Genomic DNA, 19,056 nt, shown 5'->3' with positions numbered 1-19,056 from the left:
TTGGGATTCCGTAACCGGAGCAACTACCTCATCCGATCACTGCTCCACGCTGGCGGAATGAGTAGGCTCCTACAGCCCTATTTATGAAGAGCCCGAAATCTAGCCAAGCTGGGATTTACAGTCGTCGAACGAACAGCCTGGCGCTGCCATCGGACGAACTAATCGCGAGAATGTTGAGGTGACCTCGGGAGAAGACGTTCTCCCATGCCGAACTCCCTACCGGAATGGGTCGGTGTGCTGAAGACTCCGAAGCTCACAGTCAAAAAGAAGCCCACCTCAACAAACTCCACACACCCAGTGAATACAGCAAGCGGGACCTGCCAGAGCTGTTCTCCGTAGGCAGGTCCACCGTCTATCGCGCCATAGCCCGGGCAGACCAGAAGGTTGCTCTCCGATCGTGATTCGCGTGCACTCGAGTTCTGATATTCCGTGCAGGCAGCTTCTGAAAATGACACTGTCAAACGGGTATACGGTCTCAACAAATCCGCCAAACGGTTCGGACGAATCGTTGACAAATGTGTCTATCCCCGCACCAGCTTGACCTCAGGAATCGCCGCCCAAGAGAAGGCCGGCGTTACGGCGACTGCGTTTCGATAAGACAAGCGAAGCGAGTATCCCGGTAAGCAGCAGCGGCACGACCGTATCTGTCACAGCTTGCCGCGGGAACGGCAGATCACACGACTCCCCATCCACGTACATATGGTGTGAAAACGATGATTTGGTGACAGTCGAACCTTCTCTCAGGCACATCAACGCGTCGTTTCCCGTAGTGATCTCACGATCATCGATACTCAGGCTCACCCAGTCATCGACTCCGGGCTGATCAACCTCAAAGGTCTCGATGTTCCCGGCCGTGCCGTCAAGGGCACGGGGAATCAGCGTGCGCTGCCACGATACGGCCACCCCGACGACGATGAGGATAACGCCGACCAGCCCCAGCACTGTCAGGCTCACCATACGCATGCGCCGCACCTTGTCTTCGCTCTCAGATGATTCCGACAAGAGCTGCTCCAATCATGATCATCACCAGACCCAGCGCGCCAATGGTTCCGTCGCTGACCAAGGTAGCGATCCACGATCCGCGACTGCCGGGTAAGAGAATGCAGGCCATCCCGACAACGACCGCCCCGAGCGACTGGTGCACGATGTCGACGATGTCAGCGACCGGTGCTGCGAAGACCGTAAACTCGGCAACCAGGCCGAAACCGATAGAGATGAGGGTGGCGGACGCGATGGCCGGTGCAGCGGAGGCAAATATTGACGGCCACCGACTTCTCAATAGGTGCCAGAGGAAACTTGTCGCACCGATGAGGATCAGTGTGCCACCTGCCCCCGCGAGGAAATGCGCTGCATAGTCGAATCGGCCAGACCCGACGAGATACGTCGCCGCCCCCGCACCTGCAAGTAAGCACACGGCCACAAGGCGGCGGACTGCCAGGAACTCATACATTGCGGATCGCGATGGGAACCGAACGCCACCACCAACCGGTTGACTTCTCATACTTTCCATTCGTTTTCAGATAGTCTTCGACATCTTCCCGTGTGCTGTGGTCCGCAACCTGTATCTCGATGATCGCACCATCGCATCGGTCGATCAGAATCGGGTCTGCATCACCGATTTCGGGGAAGTCGCGGATGACTTGCTCTACGGTCTCTGTTGTCGGAACGTCCGCACAGGATGCTTTCGACGGAACGTTGTCGTAGACGGCATCCTGGACGAAGAATGAGGGAAGGAAAACAATCGCCGCGACTGCTATCGCGGCGAGAGCAGCGCACGCCGCTCCCGCCGCGAGAACGATACGAAGGATCGGACGACGACGTGTACTGCGATTCACAAAACTCTCCCTCGCCTATCGCCCGAAATAACTTCAGTGCTTGTCATGCCACCACTTCACATACAGGCCCCAAGTCTTGTATGGCCACGGGTATTTGTGAATCTCAGGGTTCGGTTCACCATACTGAATCCAGTAGGATTTCTTGCCCGTCACGTAACCCTGGTTTCGGAACGTGGGACTCTTGCAGTATCCGTACTTAGTCTTGATCCCCCGTCCTTGAGTGTAGTCATTTGCGCATGTGTATCCTCTCGCACCACAGGCATACCCGGCCGTCTTATGGAACCCGGCCTTCTTTAGCGATGTGTGGGGTTTCGATGATGTTTTCTTGTGCCGCTTCGGCGATTTCGAGGGCACGGGATGCTTCTTGTCCCCACAAGCACTGACACCTGCCTTCGCAAGCGGAATCTCTCCGTTTCTAGCCGTTTTCCCCTGACTGGGAGTGGTCTCCATCATCTCCTCGACGAGCGGGAACGATCCTAAGTCAACATCTTCGAGTTTCTCGCCCGACATGATTTCGTCGACGAGGTAGTTGTTCGCAGACACTGTTTCTTCGGTCACCTCGACGACGATCTCGCTCGCTCCAGAAGCGCGTGCTCGACCAATATCGAGAACTTGGTTCCCGGGCTCACCGGAAATGTATGTAGCGAGATCCTCCACCTGAGTTTCCAGCTCCCCTGTCTTAGCAAGCTTTCGTACCTGCTGAATCTGAGTTTCCTGGCTTTGTCCGCCTGTCTCGGCGGCCGCGGCTGATCCAGCTATCGGTATCGCTAAAGATGTGGTGGCGATCAAAGCGACGACCATCAATGGACGTTTCATCTGTTCGTTCCTTCCGATTTGTCTATATGAGGGGCGAGCAGATACCGGCACGACTTCAACTCAAGGCCGGCCACTCAACACCGAGCGGGCTTGCACGCTTTAGCTGGCTGGTAGCTGTTCACTGTGAGCATATGCACGCCGACCGGCCGGGCACATCCCATGAAAGTATGAAATCGACAGTTAATTTTTGTCTAGCGGGTATGCCGGTTTGTCACCTGAATCCGCCGACGAAGAAATGCTGTACAGCGGGTCGCAGTTTCGACGACTGGACACATATGCCTACCGGATCCGAGAACTAAGCTGACACGCAATTCGGACAGCAGTTTGGCTATGTCCGAGTGAGCGTAGCTAGTCGGAACCCCGGCCGGCAGTATGAGACGCCCGAGCGGTGCGACAAGTATTTCCAGGACACGCTCAGAGGAAAATCTCGTGCAGCAGCTCCAGTCGACCATGAGGACGGGGAGACATGACGAGCACTGGTCGATTTGGGAACTTCTGTGGCTAAGGTGGCTGGGCGCTATTGCGGCCATGGCAGACGCTCTATTGCGCGCCCAAGAGAGTGGGGTTTGCTCCCGTGGCGCTTGGCTTCGTCGAGTCCCACTCCATGACCTGAATGGACGACGAAGGCTTCTTCTCGAACGAGAAGAAGCCTTCGTTGCGACCTGCGCGGTCGCATAGATCCGTGATCAGATCAGGCGCGGCCGAGTGCCCTGAGGATGGTGTTGAGGAGCTCCGGGAGGTTGAGACTGATCATGATGCTCTCGATGTTTTCCCAGGTCAACGTTCATTTAATCAAGCCTGCGTCGGAAGCGACCGACTCAGCACCCGCGCCATTCGTAGGGGGTCTTGTCGATGAACGCATGCACGGCATTGTGGAAGTCCTGCGAACCGTAGATTCGCTCGACGATGTCCTCATCGTCGACTGAACCGCCAGCATCCGAGAGCCTGCGCACGACTTCCTTGACCGACCAGATCGTCAGCGGTGCGTGCCCCTTGAGCGTGACTGCCCACTCTGCGGTCGCCTCGGCGATGTCCTCGGTGACGAGTCCCACGAACCCGGCGCTCAGTGCCTCATCGGCTTCGATGAAGCGAGCACGCAGCAGCATGTCGACTACGCGGGCACGGCCGAGCAGCTCGATGAGCAGGCCCAGAGTGTCCCCGGAGAGGCAATTGCCGAGGGTCCGTGCGATCGGCACCCCGAAGCGTGCCCGCGGTGAGGCGATGCGCACGTCGGCACAGGCGGCGATGCCGAGTCCGCCACCGACACAGTAGCCCTCGATCGCCGCGATGACCGGGACGTTCACGGCTCGCAGACGAGCGAGCACCTCGGAGATGCGCTTTTCGTAGGCAACGCCTGCGGGGCCGTCGAACTCGGTGAACTGAGCGATGTCCGTTCCGGCGACGAAGGCCTTCCCGCCCGCTCCGCGCAAGACCATGACGCGGATGGAGTCATCTCCATCGGTCGTTTCACACGCCTCGGCGAGGCCCATGTACATGTCCCAGGTCATCGCGTTGCGCGCCTTGGGCCGGTTGAAGGTGACGGTGAGGACGCCGTCCTCGCGCTCGACGATCAGGTTGTCTGTCTTCGCCTCTGCGTCTGCTGCTTCGGTCATTGTCGCGCCTTTCCCTGTTCGCATCTCATTGTGACTTCAGTTCAACCAGTTCGTCTTCTGAGAACCCGAGCTCGTCGAGAAGCGAGTTGTCGGCACCGAGAGAGGGGCCGGCAGGTCCTCGTCTGGCCGGTGTCCGTGACAATCGCATCGGGGAACCGATCTGTCGAACGGTGCCGGCAACCGGGTGCTCGGAGTCCCAGAAGAAGTCGCGGCTGGCCAGGTGCTCATCCGTGAATACCTGCGAATAGTCGCTGATCGGTGCGCAGGGCACCCCCGCCTCGTTGAGGACTTCGACGATTTCGTCGGTCGTCATCGCCGTCGTCTTCACTTCGATGAGAGCGATGAGTGCCTCTCTGTGAGTGAGCCTGTCATAGGACTCCTGGAACCGTTCATCGTCGAGCAGTTCTTCCAGGCCGAGTCCTTGGCAGAACCTCACCCAGTTGCGAGGAGTGTTCGCACCGATGGTCACGTACCCATCGGATGAGTGGACCGCCTGGTAGGGGGCTTGGTTCTGGTGTGCGGAACCGTTCGGCCGGCCCACCTTTCCATCGACGAAGTACCCCGCCGCCTCCCATACTGCGTAGGAGACTCCGCTCTCGAAGAGCGAGACATCGATGTACTGGCCCTCCCCTGACCGGTTCCGTTCATAGAGCGCCGAGGTGAGCGCAAGCGCCACATACATCGCCGAGGTGAGGTCGCAGATGGGTACACCCACCTTGGCCGGCGGCGAATCGGGCGCGCCGGTGATGCTCATCAGTCCGCTCCGGGCCTGGGCCATGATGTCGAGCCCGGCCAGTTTCGACAACGGGCCGTCCTGGCCCCAGCCCGAGGCCGAAGCATAGATGATCCTGGGGTTGCGCTCGCGGACGTTCTCATAGGCGACACCGAGGCGCTGCATGACTCCAGGGCGCATGTTCTCCACAACGACATCGGCCGTCTCAGCCAGTCGCATGAAGGCTTCCTGCCCGACCTCGCTCTTGAGATCGAGGGTGATTGATTCCTTGTTTCGGTTGATGAGCATGTAGGGGGCACTCTCGCCGTTGATGAAGGGCCCTGTGCTCCGCGTCTGGTCACCGCCGATGGGATTTTCGATTTTGATCACCCGCGCGCCGAGGTCGGCCAGCTGCATCGTGGCGAACGGTCCGGCCATGAACACTCCGAGCTCAAGAACGGTCACCCCGGAGAGGGGGCCTGCGCCACCACCGGTCGAGCCGGATTCGGTTTCATCCATGAGATCCTCCTCTGATATTCGTCGATCCTGTAGGAATCGCTTGCCCAACCTTGGACAAACTATTGATTTGCTGGTGTGATCCGCGTTACAGTCTTCACACTACTGTATACAAAAGAGGATCTATCCGGAAGTGGTTACTCTCATCGCATCTCAACCCAGTTTGGCGACATTAGCCAGGCAAGCACTCGAAGGGACGATCCTGGCAGGAAACTACATGCCGGGCGAGCGACTCGTTGAGGAGCGTCTGTGCGAAGAGCTGGGTATCTCACGCCCGCCGCTGCGTGAGGCGCTCAAAGAACTCGCTCACACCGGCCTTGTCGAGCACGTGCCGCGCAAGGGCGTGAGGATCATGTCGATCTCCCAGCACGATGTCTTCGAGATCGCCACCCTGCGTCGCGAACTCGAACGAATGGCCATGAGCCTGATGCTGCCCGAGCTCGCTCCGGACAGGGTCGAACGCTGCTGCGAGACGCTGCGCACGATGGAAGTGATCGCAGAATCCGGTACCGAAGGTGACATGGTCGCGGCCGGGTTCGAATTCCACTATGCGATCGTCGGCCTGGCCGGCCACGCGAGGATCGAATCGACGTACCGGGCGATGGCGATGCAGCTGCAGATGTGCATGGCCCTGAACAACCAGGCCCGCCGAGAGATCGAGGATCTCGACGGCAACGTCGCCAGGCATGCACGCATGCTCGACGTCATCCTCCGTCGCGATCCTGAAGAGATCGAACGCGAATTCGACGACCACGGAAACCTGTCGTTCCTCGTCGACACCGTCGACCAGCTCGATGGAGCCACCCCGGAGTCCGATCGTTGGCTCGAGGAGGTACGCGCTTCGCTATCTGCGACCAATTGAGCTCCAACACTGACCTCAGCCGAATACAACATCAGCACCAAGCTATCGGGCACCACAGAAGATTCTGTCAAAGGAGATAGAAATGCACTCGAAGAAACTGCTCACCACCGCGGCCGTGACCGGCGCTCTCGCACTGGGACTCAGCGCCTGCGGCCAAGCCTCAGGAGATACCGCCGGCGGAGAATTCGAGCCGAAGGGCAATGTCACGATGATCGTGCCCTTCGCCGCCGGAGGCGGAAGTGATATCGCCGGCCGTGCCACAGCCGCGGGGCTTGAGGATGCCACCGACAAGACCATCACGGTTCAGAACATCGATGGTGGTTCAGGCGCCGTCGGCTATTCGGACTTCCTCGGGCGCAGCGGCGATCCGAACTACCTCCTCGCCACGGAGACAGCGATGCTCGCTCTGCCGGCAACACAGGATGTGAAGTTCACGCACGAGAGCTTCACTCCGATCATGAAGCTGGGAGATGACTACACTCTCATCGTCACCAAGGCGGACTCTCCTCTGAATACCTGTTCCGATCTCACGGACAAAGGCAAGAAGGAGCGTACTATCGTCGCCATCTCCGGTGCCACTGGTCTCGACAACATCACGTTCACCCTGATGGAGAAGGCCACCAAGGCGAAATTCGACCGGGTGCCATTCGAGTCCGGGGCCGAAGCGGTCACCGCGGCACTCGGCGGCCAGGTCGAGGCGATCTCGGTGAATCCGGGCGAGGTCTCCGGACAGTTGGAGTCGGGAGACCTCAAACCCCTGTGTGCGGCGGCTGACAAACGCTACGAATATCCAGAGCTCAAGGACATTCCGACGGCAAAGGAACAGGGCATCGACGTTGCGTTCGCCCAGTTCCGCGGCGTCATCGCCCCGGGAGACATCTCTGAGGAGGCGAAGGAGTACTGGATCAAGAAGGCGAAGGAATTCGAGAAGTCGGACGCATATACGACCTACATCGAAGACAACATGATGCAGCCCAACGCTGCCTATGGCGACGATTTCGCCACATACCTCTCGGAGAACGACAAAGAGCTGCGAGAGGCAATCGGATAATGACACTGAACTCAGCACAGCCCCGAATCGTCCTCGTGCCCGGAGATCTCTCCGGTGTCGGACCCGAGCTCATGGCTCGACTTCTCGCCGATCCCGCTAATCGCGCTCGGGCACGTTTGCTCGTCACCGCGACCGCTGCGGAGTTGGACTCCTTCGCCACGACGGCGGCGGTGACGATTCCTGATCGCGATGACATCGAATATCTGGGCACAGACTACCGCGGGCCTGCCATTCCCGTCGGTGAAGTCAGCATCGCCGCGGGCGAGCGCGCCCTGGCCGATCTGTCCACCGCTCTCGACCTGTGCGCTGGTGGCGGAGCAGACGGTGTGCTCTTCCTGCCGCTGAACAAGGGAGCTATGGGTCACGCCGGAATGACCGAAGAGGACGAGCTGCGCTGGTTCGCCACGAGGCTTGGCTTCGACGGCTTCACCTCGGAGCTCAACTTCATCGAGTCGCTGGTCACGGCACGTGTCACCTCGCATGTTCCGGTCTCGGAGATCGCCGACGGCATCAGTGCCGGCAAGGTGCTGGAGACCATCGAGCTGCTCAACCGCGCGGTGGCTGAGACTCGCACCTCGAACCCACGACTGGCCGTCTGCGCACTCAATCCTCACGCAGGTGAGGGAGGGAAGTTCGGCCGAGAGGAGATCGACGACATCGCCCCGGCCATCGAATTGGCCCGCTCGCGTGGAATCGATGTCGAGGGGCCGTTCCCGTGCGACACTCTCTTCGCCCGCGCGGTCGGCGGGGACTACGACGGGGTGGTGACGATGTATCACGATCAGGGTCAGATCGCGATGAAGCTGCTCGGATTCGATCAGGGAGTCACCGTTCACGGTGGGATTCCGATTCCCATCGCCACCCCTGCACACGGCACCGCTCACAATATCGTCGGTACGGGCACCGCCGATCTCGGACCTAGCACCCATGCCTTCGACCTGGCGGTGCGGATGGCTGAGAGCCGTCGGGCCACGGCAGGTACGGGCGGCGCAGACGCGGGCACGGCGGACACGGGTGCGGCGACTGGAGCGGTCGCGGCGGCTGGATTGCAGGTGAGTCCACGATGAGCACGGCAACCGACACGGAGAAGATTCCACCTCGGAACAAGCCAGACCTCGCTGATGTCGTCGGGACTTCGATCCTCGGAGTCGTCGGTGGCTTCGCCGCCATCATGGGGTTCCACTATGGCCTCACGGTTGAGGGCGGACAGGTCGGACCGGGAATGCTTCCCTGTCTCACCGGCGCTTTCATCTTCCTCGCCTCGGCGGCTGAGATCTTCCGCCTCTTCTTCGCACGTGTCGGCACCTCCGGTGGTCGCATCATGTCGGTGGTTGAGGACATCGAGGCAACGGCTGCAGAGTCGATCGACGCTGTCGCAGAATCTCATCCCGATGACGATTCGAGCGGGGATCTCGACACCTTCGGACGGACGGAGAAGCAGCGCAACCGCGCCCCCTTCTACATATTCCTCACCTTCGGAGTCGCCCTGGCGCTCATTCCCGTCCTCGGACTCATCATCTCTCTGGCCGCTGCGATCCTCTTCCTGCTCCTCGTCGTCGAGAAGCAGAAGTGGTGGACTTCCGCCGCCACCACCATCGGCGCAGCTGTCTTCGTCTACATCGTCTTCGGGCTCGTCTTGTCGGTTCCCATGCCGACCGGCCTGCTCGGACTGATCTGAGGAACTTCCATGATCGACAATCTCATGCTCGGGCTGGAAACCGCAGTCAGCCCCGAAAACCTCCTGTGGTGCTTCGTCGGTGTCCTCCTCGGAACTGTCATCGGCCTGTTGCCTGGCCTCGGTTCGACCACGGGTGTGGCAATTCTCTTACCGGTGACGTTGGCGTTCGAGCCGGTGACAGCTCTCATCATGCTGGCTGGAATCTATTACGGATCCCAGTACGGGTCCTCGATCAGCTCGATCCTCATCTCCACACCCGGAGATTCGTCGAGCGTCGTGCTCACCCTGGACGGCTATCAGATGGCGCGCAAGGGGCGAGCGGGAGCCGCTTTGGCGATCTCTGCTCTGGCCTCATTCTTTGCGGCCATCATTTCGCTCATCGGACTCATCGCCCTGGCCCAACCGATCGCGAAATTCGCGCTCAACTTCGGGCCCGCAGAGAATCTCGCGATCATCTTGTTAGGCATGGCCACGATCGTGTCCTTTGCCGGTGAGAACATCCTGCGCGGCATCACAATGGCCGCTGCCGGACTGCTCGTGTCCATGGTCGGGGTCGCGTCCGGATTCTCTACCGCACGCTTCACCTTCGGCAGCGTCAATCTGCTCTCCGGACTCGACTTCGTCGCCGTGATGATCGGCATCTTCGCCGTCGGTGAGGTTCTCCACCAGATCCGCCGAGGTGGTGAGAAACCCATCCGTGCACGCTTCAAGGATCTGCTGGTGACGAAGGAAGAACTGACCCGTTCCGCTCCGGCGGCTGCACGTGGAACCGCTTTGGGCTTCGCTGTCGGCGTCCTGCCCGGAGCGGGAGCCACCTTGGCGACGTTCCTTGCCTACGGTGTGGAGAAGCAGGTGAGCAAGTTCAAGCATCTCATCGGAAAGGGTGCTCCTGAGGCTGTGGCTTCTCCGGAGGCTGCGAACAATGCTGCCGCCAATGCAAGCTTCATCCCCACACTTGCACTCGGCATTCCCGGCAGCGGAACAACAGCAGTGCTTCTGGGTGCATTCGTCATCTTCGGACTCCAGCCGGGCCCCCTGCTTTTCCAGCAGGAACCTGAACTCGTGTGGGGTCTGCTTGTGAGCTTCTTCTTCGGTAACCTCATCCTGTTGGTGCTCAACCTGCCGATGGCTCCGGTCTTCGCGCAGATTCTCAGAATTCCGTACGTCTTCCTCTACCCCATCGTTCTCATGATGAGCTTCGTCGGAGCCTTCGCTCTGGGCAACAACACGTTCACTCTGTGGATCGTGTTCTTCGCTGGACTGCTCGGCTACTTCATGAAGCGCTTCGACTTCCCGGCAGCGCCATTCGTTCTCGGCCTTGTGCTCGGCCCTCTGCTGGAGAAGTACCTGGTCCAGACCTCAGCGCTGGGCGATGGAAACCTCTTCATCATGTTCCAGCGTCCGTTCTCGCTCATTCTCACGAGCGCTGCCCTGATCGCTCTCGCCTACCCGTTGGTGAGTGCGGTGGTCCGTAACCTCAGAACACGGAAGGCCGGCGCAAAGGTGAAGGAGGACGTCACGCAGTAGTCGCTTCGTTCTTTGATGGCCGGTCGGTGGAACCGTCGGTTCCACCGGCCGGCCCTGTTCTCTCCGCTCAGAGCGACTGTGCTTCTGTGTCAGCTCGGCCCCGAGACCGCCTTCGCGTTCGCATGCCTAGCACCCCGTCGACAGCAAGGAACCCGAGCAGGCTGACCCCAACCATCGGCAGAAAGATCCCGATTCCCATGGCTGCGAGCGCCACCGCAACCAGTGCCCACCTGGGAGCCGTTGCCAGCGCACCTCGAACCGGAACGGGTCCGAACCTCCTGGCCGGATCGTGCTTGGGCCGACGCTGCCACCACATCACATAGCCCCACACCACCATGGACGCGATCCCGATCGCCAGAACGAAGAGCACGATCTGGTTGGCCAGGCCGAACATCGTTCCCATGTGCAGGTCGATGCCCCAGCGTGCGAGTTTCGATACGAGACCGTAGTCAGAGAAGTCGACGCGGTCGGTGAGTTCCATGGTGTCGGGATCGAACGCGACAGCGTCGACTTCGGTCGGGAAACTGCGTTGAATCTCCTGGACCACCCACGCCGAATCAGCATCTGCAGGCGGCAGGATCTCGACGAGTCCGGTGTTCACGTTGACGTCTCGCGCCATGGACAGCATCATGTCGAAGTCCGCCGGGTCGATGCCGGAGGCATCCAATGCCTCACCAGGCCCCGACGGATTGCCACCGCCCTTCCCCGAGTGGCCTTCGTGCCCACTGTGCCCCTCGTGACTCTCATTCTCAGCGTGACCGGCGTGCCCGCCGTCTCCCCCATGCTCAGCGGAATCTCCACCGAGCTCCGTGGAGACTGCTGGCGTCGACCAGTCCAGCGCCGCGCGCAGCTTCGTGACATTGTCTCCGCCCAGCTGGGACCAGGTGATACCGGTCGCCGACAGAAACAGCATCCCGATCGCGGCCCAGACTCCGACCGAGGCATGCCAGGAGAAGGTCCGACGCAGCCCCTTGTGCTTCGTCGTCGGCCGCAGCAGTGCTGACGCCTTCCGCGCTCGCCTGGCCCGCAGCACCCAGAGACACAGCCCGGCGCCTGCGATGATGCCGAGCCAGGATGCGGCGAGTTCACTGTAGAACCGACCAAAGTCGCCGAGGTGGAGGCCACGGTGCAGCTGATCGATCCAGGTCTTCACCGGAAGCGATCCCGAGGTGCCGTACACGGTCAGGTCCCCCTTCACCTCGGCGGTGGTGGGGTCGATGAAGATCGCCCGGGATTCGCTCTCGCCCAGATTCGGGTCGTCGAACATCACCCGGGTGGTGGTCCCGGGTTCCGGTGCCGGCCGCACCGCACTGATGGTCTCGCCTCCCCCGGTGTAGGTCGTCGCGGCCGTGACCTGATCGGCCAAGGGCAGGGCGAGGCCGCTCGCCGAGGCGGTGAGTTCATCGGCGTAGACGAGCTTCTCGATCTGCGGGCTGATCGCGTACAGGGCGCCGCTGAGGGCGGCGATGAGGATGAATGGGCCGACGAAGATGCCGGCATAGAAGTGGAGGCGGCGCAGGAGTTGGGCGAACCAGCCCCCGCCCTTCGGTCGCGGGTGGTCCGGCCCGATTTCGGGCAGGGATGACAGAGATGTGGTCATGATGAAGCTTTCTGTGAAGTGTGCCGGCCGAGTCCGAGAAAGCGGTCAGGCGAGCACGCGTCTACGGGAGTCCGCAGGCGCTGAGAGAAGAGTTGGTGAGGTCAGAAAGCTTCCACAGGGGGTCCTCGGCTGAGAACCGGGGAACGCAGAACGCCGAGGTGGCGCGGGAGGATATCAACGACGCCGAGGTGGGTTTTGGGTCGGCTCGGAAGCGGTGTGGGCACCACCATGGTCGGCAGAAGCGCGTCGATGACCAGGCGGACGAAGCTGCCGATCTTCGTCGGCAGTGTCTGCGCCCAGTACACCATGGCGATGGTGAGGACAGCGGCGATGAGGTGGGCGAGGAGCATTGCCGGTGAAGTGTGGGCATGCATGCTCGCGACGGCCCCCGGCTCCGCCATGGAACCGGACATCGGCCCGGTCATGCCGGTCATCGATCCGGTCTTACCGGCGGAACCCGAATGGTGCATGCCGCGCCGTTCGACCGCGTTCGCCGGGCCGTGGCTTCCACCCATCGGGGCGAAGACGGAGAAGAGGAGGTGGAACAGTGACTGGCTGGCCAGCACAGACAGGGACAGTCGTGGCAAGGACAATCGCCGGCCTGAGAGGAGAACGCAGATCAGGGTAGAGAGAGCCAAGGGCACCATGAGGCCCATTGCCGTGGGGAGGGCACCGCCGCCGATCACGTGCGAGGTCAGCGCCACAAAGGTCGCGAACCCTGCGGCGGCGGCCCCGTGCAGAGCACGCTGAGAGCGCGGTGCATCCAGGTCAGGTGGTGCGTCCTGGTCACGCTGCCCACGGCTGTCCTGCAGCTACGATCTCACAGGGACCATTCTCACATGGAATTACGCCCCACCTCGGCGAAGACATCGCGGGGGCAGGCGGCCTTGGCCTCGTTGCACGAGATCTTTCCGTCTGCACCGACCGCCTGAGGCGGGATCTCACATCTCTTCGTGAGTGAGCGGGTCACGGTCCTTCATTCGACCGCGCTCGAGAGCGGAAATTGCATCCACCTCGGCGGGGGTGAGGGTGAAGTCGAAGATGTCGGCGTTGAGCTTCTGGCGCTCGGGGTTCGCCGACTTCGGGATCGGCAGGCTGCCGATCTCCAGGTGCCAGCGCAGGACGACCTGGGATGGTTCGACGCCATGGGCAGATGCCGCCTCGGCGATGGGTGTTTCCTCGAACAGCCCCTGGTCGCGGTAGAGCGGTGACCATGCTTCGGTCTGGACGCCGATGGAACGATGGAACTCGATGAGCTCGCTCTGCGGGAAGTAGGGGTGGAGTTCAATCTGGTTGACTGCTGGAGTGACCCCGGTTTCGTCGATGAGCTCCTGGAGCATCTCCTGAGTGAAGTTCGAGACGCCGATGGATTTCACCAGCCCGCGTTCGCGCAGTTCGATGAGTCCGCGCCAGGTCTCGACGTACTTGCCCACACTCGGATTGGGCCAGTGGATGATGTGGAGGTCGAGGTAGTCGAGGCCGAGTCGGGCCAACGATTCCTCGGTGCTCGCGATCGCCTCGTCGAAACCGTGGTGGCGGCCGGGGATCTTGCTCGTGACGACAAGGTCGTCACGGTCGACACTGGCGTCAGTGATGGCCTGGCCGACTTCGCGCTCGTTTTCGTAGTTGACCGCGGTGTCGAGGAGGCGATAGCCGTTGTCGATGCCGGCAACGATCGCGTCGACGCCCTCGTCGTCCTTCATCGCGTAGGTTCCGAGACCGATCTGCGGAATCGACTGTCCGTCGTTGAGGTCAAGAGTGGGAATGGCTGAGTTCTGCGCTGAAGTGGGCATATCCCCACCCTATGACCGCCGAGGTGGTTCCGGCCAGAGCGGTCAGCTGGACTCAGCGATCCTTAAGGATCAGACGACGAGTCCGTTCGGGGTCTGTCCGTCGAGCACGTCGATGACGGCTTGAGCTGCCGCGACCCCGGCCCGTTCGCGGGCTTCGAATGTCTGTCCGGCCAGGTGAGAGGTGATGACGACGTTGTCCATCGTCAGCAGCGGGTTGCTCTCGTCGATGGGTTCGCGCTGCAGGACGTCAAGGCCAGCGCCGGCGATCTGACCGTCGTTGAGTGCCTGAACGAGAGCGGTTTCGTCGACGAGGGATCCGCGGGCCGTGTTGATGAGCACTGCCGAGCTCTTCATTGCAGCGAAGGAATCGGCGCCGATGAGCGGTTCACCCGTGCCCGCTCGGCTGTGAAGCGTGAGGTAGTCGGCGGCCCGGATAGTCGTGTCGAAATCCGCGAACTCGATACCCGGCGACCGGTCGGGGTGCGCGGTGGAGACGAGGACTCGCATCCCCAGTGCCGCGCCGAGTGCTGCGATCGCTCGGCCGCTGGGCCCATATCCGATGACGCCGAGCGTCTTGCCGCGCAGTTCGGTTCCTGCTTCTCGCGGCCAGCCGCCAGCCGTCACGCCTTCGAAGACTGTGCTCAGCTTCCGGGCACAGGAGAGCATGAGGGCGAGCGCCATCTCGGCGACCGCGTGATGGTTGACGCCCGGGGTGTTGCAGACGCGGATGCCGAGTTCGACTGCCGCGTCGAGGTCGATGCTGTCGTAGCCGACCCCTGCCCGGGCGATGATTTTCATCGTCGGAGCAGCTGCGAGCATCTCGCGGGTGACCGGTTCGCTCGCGGCAATTGCACCGGCGGCCCCCTCGAACAGGGACAGCTTCTCCTCGTCCGTACGCGATCCCTTTGCCGGCGAGTAGACGGGTTCGAGGCCGTGCTCGCGCAGCATCGTGTCAACAGTGTCGCCGGAGTGGAGGTAGTCAGTCGTGATGACGATGCGGTTGCTCATATTTGCGAGGATATCCGGCGTACTGTTCAGACGTGAACGAAACTGACTCCATCCCGGTGCGATCCAGGTGGATCGCGATCGGCTCGTGGGTTCTGCTCGGCGCCGCCGTCGTCGTCATTGCTACCGGGCTGCTGCCGTTCGACGAGTTGATCGATCTGACGGTCACGACGGGGCCGGTTCTCGTCTTCGTCATCGCCATGACCATCGTGGCCGAGCTGGCCAGTGCTGCCGGGGTCTTCACCGTCATCGCCGAGCAGTTAGCGGTGTGGGGACGAGGGCGGGTCGTTCTCCTCTGGGCCTTCGTGCTCGCTATGGTCACTGTGACCACTGCGTTCCTGTCTCTGGACACCACCGCTGTCCTCGTGACGCCCATCATCGTGGTGCTGGCAAGGCACGCCGGGCTCTCTCCCCTGCCGTTCGCTCTGGCCACGGTGTGGCTGGCCAACACTGCTTCACTCTTCCTGCCGGTCTCCAACCTGACAAACCTATTGGCAGCCGGCGTCTTCGGCGAAACTCCGTTCGAGTTTCTGTCAGCAATGTGGGCGCCGGCGCTGACCGGCGTGGTCATCACGATCGGGGCATTGTCGATCATCCACAGAAAGTCCTTGGTCGGCCGGTTCGAGCTGACGGAACGCACCCGGCTGCCGGACCGTCCGCTGTTCATCGTCAGCCTCATCGTCGTGTGCCTGCTGCTGCCGGCGCTGGTCTCCGGTCTGCCGGTCTCGATCGTGGCAGGAGTCGCCGCGCTGCTCCTGCTGGGCACCTTCGCAATCCGGAATCGACGGTTCTCTCAGGAGAGCTGGACACCTCTGAACCTCAGACTGGTGCCGTGGCGGACCCTAGCGTTCGCGGCCAGCCTCTTCGTGCTCGTCAGAGCGGCAGAGGCGCATGGTCTCGCCTCTTTCCTGACCGCAGCCGCGGGGACGGGCGACGGTTTCTGGGATCTGCTCCAGCTCGCCGCGGTTGGGGCTCTGGGCGCCAACGCGATGAACAATCTGCCGGCGTACTTGGCGTTCTCATCGATCGCCGCGAGCCCCCTGCGCATGGGAGCTCTGCTCATCGGCGTCAACCTCGCGCCGCTGGTCTCGCCCTGGGCGTCGCTGGCGACGCTCCTGTGGCATCAACGTCTGACGAAGATGGGGGTGAGGATCTCCTGGGCGAAGTTCGCGCTTCTGGGACTCGGCCTCACCGTGGTCATGGTTCCCGCGACGACGTTCGCGCTGTGGCTCAGCCAGCGGTGAAACTCAGCCCGCGATGAATCTCAGCCAGCGGTGAACTGCGGCCGACGATCCCCAGGCAGGGACCACCTCGGCGACCATCACTTTCACTTCACGACCCCGACAGCCCTCACGCGCTTTCGATGAACTCCTTGGACTTGGCGATCGCGAAGCCCCAGGCCTGATCCATGCTCAACTCCGGTGGCACCGAAACCTCCTCGGGGTTGGTCAGCACGTCGACGAGAACGGGACCGGTCGTGGACAGTGCCTTTCGGATCGTGTCCCTGAGGTCACCCGATTTCGTCACCCGGAACGATGTCAGACCCATGGCGGTGGCCACCTCGGCGAGGTTCGGGTTGTCCAGGACCGTGCCGAACTCCGGCAACCCGCCCTGCTCCTGTTCGAGCCGGACCATGCCGAGCCGTCCGTTGTCGTAGACGACGAAGACGGCGGGGAGGTCGAAGGTGACGGCGGTGCGCAGGTCGCCGAGCAGCATCATCAGCCCGCCGTCACCGCAGTTCGCGATGACCTGGCGTTTGCGGTCGAGCGCCTGCGCACCCAGAGCCTGCGGCATCGCGTTCGCCATCGACCCGAGATTGTAGGAGCCCAGCAGCCGGCGTTTGCCGGTGAAGGTGATGAAGCGTGAGAGCCACACCGTCGACATTCCCGTGTCGCTGGTGAAGATCGCATCATCGTCGGCGAATTCGTCGAGCGCTGCGGCGACGGCTTCGGGGCGGATGCGGTGTTCATGATCATCGACGAGGCTGCGGATCTTGCCCACGATGCTGGAGTTGAAGTTGGGATCGGCCAGCTTAGCCTGGCCGTCCTTCCACTTCTCATAATGGCTGACAGCCTTGTCCAGGTGGCGGGTCTCGCTCCGGCTCGAGATCTGCGGGAGCAGTTTGAGCAGGGTCGGGCCGACGTGGCCGACCAGAGCGTGTGAGACCTGCGCGCGGCGGCCAATGTGCGCGGTTTTCATGTCCAGCTGGAGGTACGTGGGGTGCGTGGGATACCACTCGCGGTACGGGAAGTCCGTGCCGAGCATAAGGACGAGATCAGATTCCTCCAGCGCCGAGGCGGCTGCCGGGTTCCCGATCAGACCGGTCTGGCCGACCTGGAACCGGTTGTCCTGCTCCAACCCCTCCTTGGCCTTGAGGGTGAGGACCATGGGAGCCTGCAGCCGTTCGGCGAGCTCGAGAACCTGCTGCCGGGAATCGAGGGCTCCCCGGCCCACCAGCAGTGTGACTTTCTTCGCGCGCTCGATGGCGGCGGCCGCCTCGGCGATCTGATCATCCGGGGCTGCGGCCTGCGCCTGCAGTGGCGCGAAGAAGGGATCGCGGGAACCCTTGGGCAGCTCGAGTCCTCCAATATCGCCGGGGACGGTGAGCACAGCGACGCCACGCTCGGCCATGGCTGAGTTGACCGCCTGTTCGAGAAGCTGAGGCATCTGCTCGGCCGAGGTCACGGTCTGGCAGAAGACCGAGACGTCAGCGAACAGGACGTCATTGTTGACCTCCTGGAAGAAGTCCGAGCCGATCTCCGCCGTCGGCACCTGACCGACGATGGCCAGGACAGGTGCGTGGGACTTCTTCGCGTCGTAGAGTCCGTTGAGCAGGTGCACGGCTCCGGGCCCAACGGTGCCCATGCACAGCGCCAGGTGGTCGGTGAGTTGGGCCTGCGCTCCGGCGGCGAAAGCGGCAGCCTCCTCATGGCGCACGCCGATCCATTCGATCCGCTCATCTGTGCGCATCGCATCGGTGATCGGGTTCAGGGCGTCCCCGACGACTCCCCACGCACTGACGACGCCGTAGTCGGCCAGCGATTTCACGATTGATTCGGCCACTGTGCTCATGACGGCTCCTCCGGTTGGTTCACCCGTTTCCCATTCACACTACGCCTGCACGCTTGTGGACAGCCGGGGAGCTGGAGGCACATTTCCTGGGCGTGAGAGTGCGTTAGGCGGGGCGGGAGCCTCGCCTAACGCATTCGTTCCGCCTCACCCCCGGGCGGTGCTCAGATCCTCCCGGAACGCACGTCCTGCAGCCCCGATATCCCCCGCCGAGGTGATGAATCGGAATCCCTGCGCCTTGCGAATCTTGGCTTCCGCACCGCTGCCGCAGTGGATGCCGGGGACGATTCCGGCGCTGTCTGCGGCTGCACGGATCCGAGCGACCGCCTCGGTGTGGGCGTCATTGGGTTGGCCGGGCAGAGCGTCGACTGCGAAGGCAAGGTCGGCCGGGCCGACATAGACGCCGTCGATGCCCGGGACTTCACAGATCTTCTCAACGTTCGCGAGGCCCTCTTTGTTCTCGATCATCACGAACAGCAGGGGGCGCTCGTCGCGGGTGTCCTGCACGGCATTGTGCATGAGCTCGGCGGTCGGCCCCCAGGAACGGTCGCCGCCGCGACTCGGGTAATCGAGGGCGCGCACAGCCGCCTCGGCGTCGGCCACTGAGGAGACCAGCGGGACGATGACGGCTTCGACCCCGGCGTCGGCGAGCATCCCTATCTCCGTGAAACGGTTCGCTGAGACCCTCGCCGCGACCAGGGCCGAACCGCTGGCACGGAGGGCATCGGTCAGTCGCAGGACATCCGTCGGCCGCGTGAAACCGTGCTGCATATCGAGGCAGACGTAGTCGAAGCCAGCCGCGGATCCGATCTTCGCGAGCTCCTGGCTCGTCGACATCATCCACAGTCCGTTGTAGATCTCTCCGGCGGCGAGGCGGGCGCGATGGTTCTCGATAGCTTCAGTCATATGTGCATCGAATCACAGCCCGTGCCCCAGCGCCAGGGGCGCCCGCCATCCGGATCGGGCCTCGCTGAGTCAG

Annotated in this window: 18 protein-coding genes; 6 read left to right on the top strand and 12 right to left on the bottom strand. The window is 62.2% G+C overall.

The annotated features are described in order from the left end of the window. Positions 1-543: 543 nt before the first annotated feature. The 6 genes from MPN20_RS04775 to MPN20_RS04750 all read right to left on the bottom strand — a co-directional run bounded on the left by MPN20_RS04775 (position 544) and on the right by MPN20_RS04750 (position 5,495). Positions 544-1,014 carry a hypothetical protein gene (locus MPN20_RS04775; protein WP_242780044.1) on the bottom strand — a complete coding sequence of 157 codons (471 nt, stop codon included), beginning with the start codon at positions 1,012-1,014 and terminating at the stop codon, positions 544-546. Then, a complete protein-coding gene (locus MPN20_RS04770; RefSeq protein WP_242780042.1) occupies positions 986-1,450 on the bottom strand; it encodes a hypothetical protein in 465 nt (154 codons plus the stop codon). Before MPN20_RS04770 ends, MPN20_RS04775 begins: the two co-directional genes overlap by 29 nt. Beyond that, a complete protein-coding gene (locus tag MPN20_RS04765; RefSeq protein WP_242780040.1) occupies positions 1,443-1,835 on the bottom strand; it encodes a hypothetical protein in 393 nt (130 codons plus the stop codon). The genes MPN20_RS04770 and MPN20_RS04765 overlap by 8 nt, the downstream gene beginning before the upstream one ends. 33 nt (positions 1,836-1,868) lie before the next feature. Continuing rightward, positions 1,869-2,651: a hypothetical protein gene (locus MPN20_RS04760; RefSeq protein ID WP_242780038.1), complete on the bottom strand. Its 783-nt coding sequence runs from the start codon at positions 2,649-2,651 to the stop codon at positions 1,869-1,871. An 818-nt stretch (positions 2,652-3,469) separates the two neighbouring features. Then, entirely contained in the window at positions 3,470-4,264 is a 795-nt protein-coding gene (locus MPN20_RS04755; RefSeq protein WP_242780036.1) for an enoyl-CoA hydratase, read from the bottom strand. Positions 4,265-4,289: 25 nt separating this feature from the next. Further along, positions 4,290-5,495: a CoA transferase gene (locus MPN20_RS04750; RefSeq protein ID WP_242780034.1), complete on the bottom strand. Its 1,206-nt coding sequence runs from the start codon at positions 5,493-5,495 to the stop codon at positions 4,290-4,292. Positions 5,496-5,625: 130 nt separating this feature from the next. On the opposite strand from MPN20_RS04750, the gene MPN20_RS17270 reads away from it, so the two are divergent. The 5 genes from MPN20_RS17270 (at position 5,626) to MPN20_RS04720 (ending at position 10,610) form a co-directional block, all read left to right on the top strand. After that, positions 5,626-6,354, top strand: coding sequence for a GntR family transcriptional regulator (locus MPN20_RS17270; RefSeq protein ID WP_347566797.1), 729 nt, complete (start codon positions 5,626-5,628; stop codon positions 6,352-6,354). Positions 6,355-6,436: 82 nt separating this feature from the next. Further along, positions 6,437-7,405, top strand: coding sequence for a tripartite tricarboxylate transporter substrate binding protein (locus tag MPN20_RS04735; protein ID WP_242780032.1), 969 nt, complete (start codon positions 6,437-6,439; stop codon positions 7,403-7,405). Beyond that, positions 7,405-8,472, top strand: a complete 1,068-nt coding sequence (locus MPN20_RS04730) for a 4-hydroxythreonine-4-phosphate dehydrogenase PdxA (protein WP_242780030.1) — start codon at positions 7,405-7,407, stop codon at positions 8,470-8,472. Before MPN20_RS04735 ends, MPN20_RS04730 begins: the two co-directional genes overlap by 1 nt. Next, entirely contained in the window at positions 8,469-9,083 is a 615-nt protein-coding gene (locus tag MPN20_RS04725; protein WP_242780028.1) for a tripartite tricarboxylate transporter TctB family protein, read from the top strand. The genes MPN20_RS04730 and MPN20_RS04725 overlap by 4 nt, the downstream gene beginning before the upstream one ends. A gap of 9 nt (positions 9,084-9,092) precedes the next feature. After that, a complete protein-coding gene (locus MPN20_RS04720; protein WP_242780026.1) occupies positions 9,093-10,610 on the top strand; it encodes a tripartite tricarboxylate transporter permease in 1,518 nt (505 codons plus the stop codon). Between the two features lie 67 nt (positions 10,611-10,677). Here the strand turns inward: MPN20_RS04720 and MPN20_RS04715 are convergent, their stop codons facing one another. From MPN20_RS04715 to MPN20_RS04700, 4 genes are all read right to left on the bottom strand, one after another. Beyond that, positions 10,678-12,210 carry a PepSY-associated TM helix domain-containing protein gene (locus MPN20_RS04715; RefSeq protein WP_242780024.1) on the bottom strand — a complete coding sequence of 511 codons (1,533 nt, stop codon included), beginning with the start codon at positions 12,208-12,210 and terminating at the stop codon, positions 10,678-10,680. 101 nt (positions 12,211-12,311) lie between these two features. Continuing rightward, complete coding sequence (locus tag MPN20_RS04710; protein WP_242780022.1) at positions 12,312-12,914, bottom strand: hypothetical protein; 603 nt, start codon at positions 12,912-12,914, stop codon at positions 12,312-12,314. A gap of 237 nt (positions 12,915-13,151) precedes the next feature. Beyond that, positions 13,152-14,003 carry an aldo/keto reductase gene (locus MPN20_RS04705; protein ID WP_242780020.1) on the bottom strand — a complete coding sequence of 284 codons (852 nt, stop codon included), beginning with the start codon at positions 14,001-14,003 and terminating at the stop codon, positions 13,152-13,154. A gap of 69 nt (positions 14,004-14,072) precedes the next feature. Next, on the bottom strand, positions 14,073-15,011 hold the full coding sequence (locus MPN20_RS04700) for a phosphoglycerate dehydrogenase (RefSeq protein WP_242780018.1): 939 nt from the start codon (positions 15,009-15,011) through the stop codon (positions 14,073-14,075). A gap of 32 nt (positions 15,012-15,043) precedes the next feature. Between MPN20_RS04700 and MPN20_RS04695 the strand changes: the two genes are divergently transcribed. Then, complete coding sequence (locus tag MPN20_RS04695; protein ID WP_242780016.1) at positions 15,044-16,252, top strand: SLC13 family permease; 1,209 nt, start codon at positions 15,044-15,046, stop codon at positions 16,250-16,252. Positions 16,253-16,358: 106 nt separating this feature from the next. Here MPN20_RS04695 and MPN20_RS04690 read toward each other — a convergent pair whose 3' ends face one another. Next, positions 16,359-18,080, bottom strand: a complete 1,722-nt coding sequence (locus MPN20_RS04690) for a thiamine pyrophosphate-dependent enzyme (protein WP_242780014.1) — start codon at positions 18,078-18,080, stop codon at positions 16,359-16,361. 144 nt (positions 18,081-18,224) lie between these two features. Further along, positions 18,225-18,983: an aldolase/citrate lyase family protein gene (locus MPN20_RS04685; RefSeq protein WP_242780012.1), complete on the bottom strand. Its 759-nt coding sequence runs from the start codon at positions 18,981-18,983 to the stop codon at positions 18,225-18,227. Positions 18,984-19,056 lie beyond the last annotated feature (73 nt).

This window comes from Brevibacterium sp. ZH18 (assembly GCF_022748595.1).
Lineage (GTDB): Bacteria > Actinomycetota > Actinomycetes > Actinomycetales > Brevibacteriaceae > Brevibacterium.
Note: the sequence above shows the minus strand (reverse complement) of the source record. Positions and strands in the feature narration are given on the sequence as shown.

Bases quoted from the DNA above. Each gene is read 5' to 3' on its own strand.
- MPN20_RS04770 (WP_242780042.1), bottom strand. From the start codon at position 1,450: ATGTATGAGTTCCTGGCAGTCCGCCGCCTTGTGGCCGTGTGCTTACTT.
- MPN20_RS04760 (WP_242780038.1), bottom strand. From the start codon at position 2,651: ATGAAACGTCCATTGATGGTCGTCGCTTTGATCGCCACCACATCTTTA.
- MPN20_RS04755 (WP_242780036.1), bottom strand. From the start codon at position 4,264: ATGACCGAAGCAGCAGACGCAGAGGCGAAGACAGACAACCTGATCGTC.
- MPN20_RS04750 (WP_242780034.1), bottom strand. From the start codon at position 5,495: ATGGATGAAACCGAATCCGGCTCGACCGGTGGTGGCGCAGGCCCCCTC.
- MPN20_RS04735 (WP_242780032.1), top strand. From the start codon at position 6,437: ATGCACTCGAAGAAACTGCTCACCACCGCGGCCGTGACCGGCGCTCTC.
- MPN20_RS04730 (WP_242780030.1), top strand. From the start codon at position 7,405: ATGACACTGAACTCAGCACAGCCCCGAATCGTCCTCGTGCCCGGAGAT.
- MPN20_RS04725 (WP_242780028.1), top strand. From the start codon at position 8,469: ATGAGCACGGCAACCGACACGGAGAAGATTCCACCTCGGAACAAGCCA.
- MPN20_RS04720 (WP_242780026.1), top strand. From the start codon at position 9,093: ATGATCGACAATCTCATGCTCGGGCTGGAAACCGCAGTCAGCCCCGAA.
- MPN20_RS04715 (WP_242780024.1), bottom strand. From the start codon at position 12,210: ATGACCACATCTCTGTCATCCCTGCCCGAAATCGGGCCGGACCACCCG.
- MPN20_RS04705 (WP_242780020.1), bottom strand. From the start codon at position 14,003: ATGCCCACTTCAGCGCAGAACTCAGCCATTCCCACTCTTGACCTCAAC.
- MPN20_RS04700 (WP_242780018.1), bottom strand. From the start codon at position 15,011: ATGAGCAACCGCATCGTCATCACGACTGACTACCTCCACTCCGGCGAC.
- MPN20_RS04690 (WP_242780014.1), bottom strand. From the start codon at position 18,080: ATGAGCACAGTGGCCGAATCAATCGTGAAATCGCTGGCCGACTACGGC.
- MPN20_RS04685 (WP_242780012.1), bottom strand. From the start codon at position 18,983: ATGACTGAAGCTATCGAGAACCATCGCGCCCGCCTCGCCGCCGGAGAG.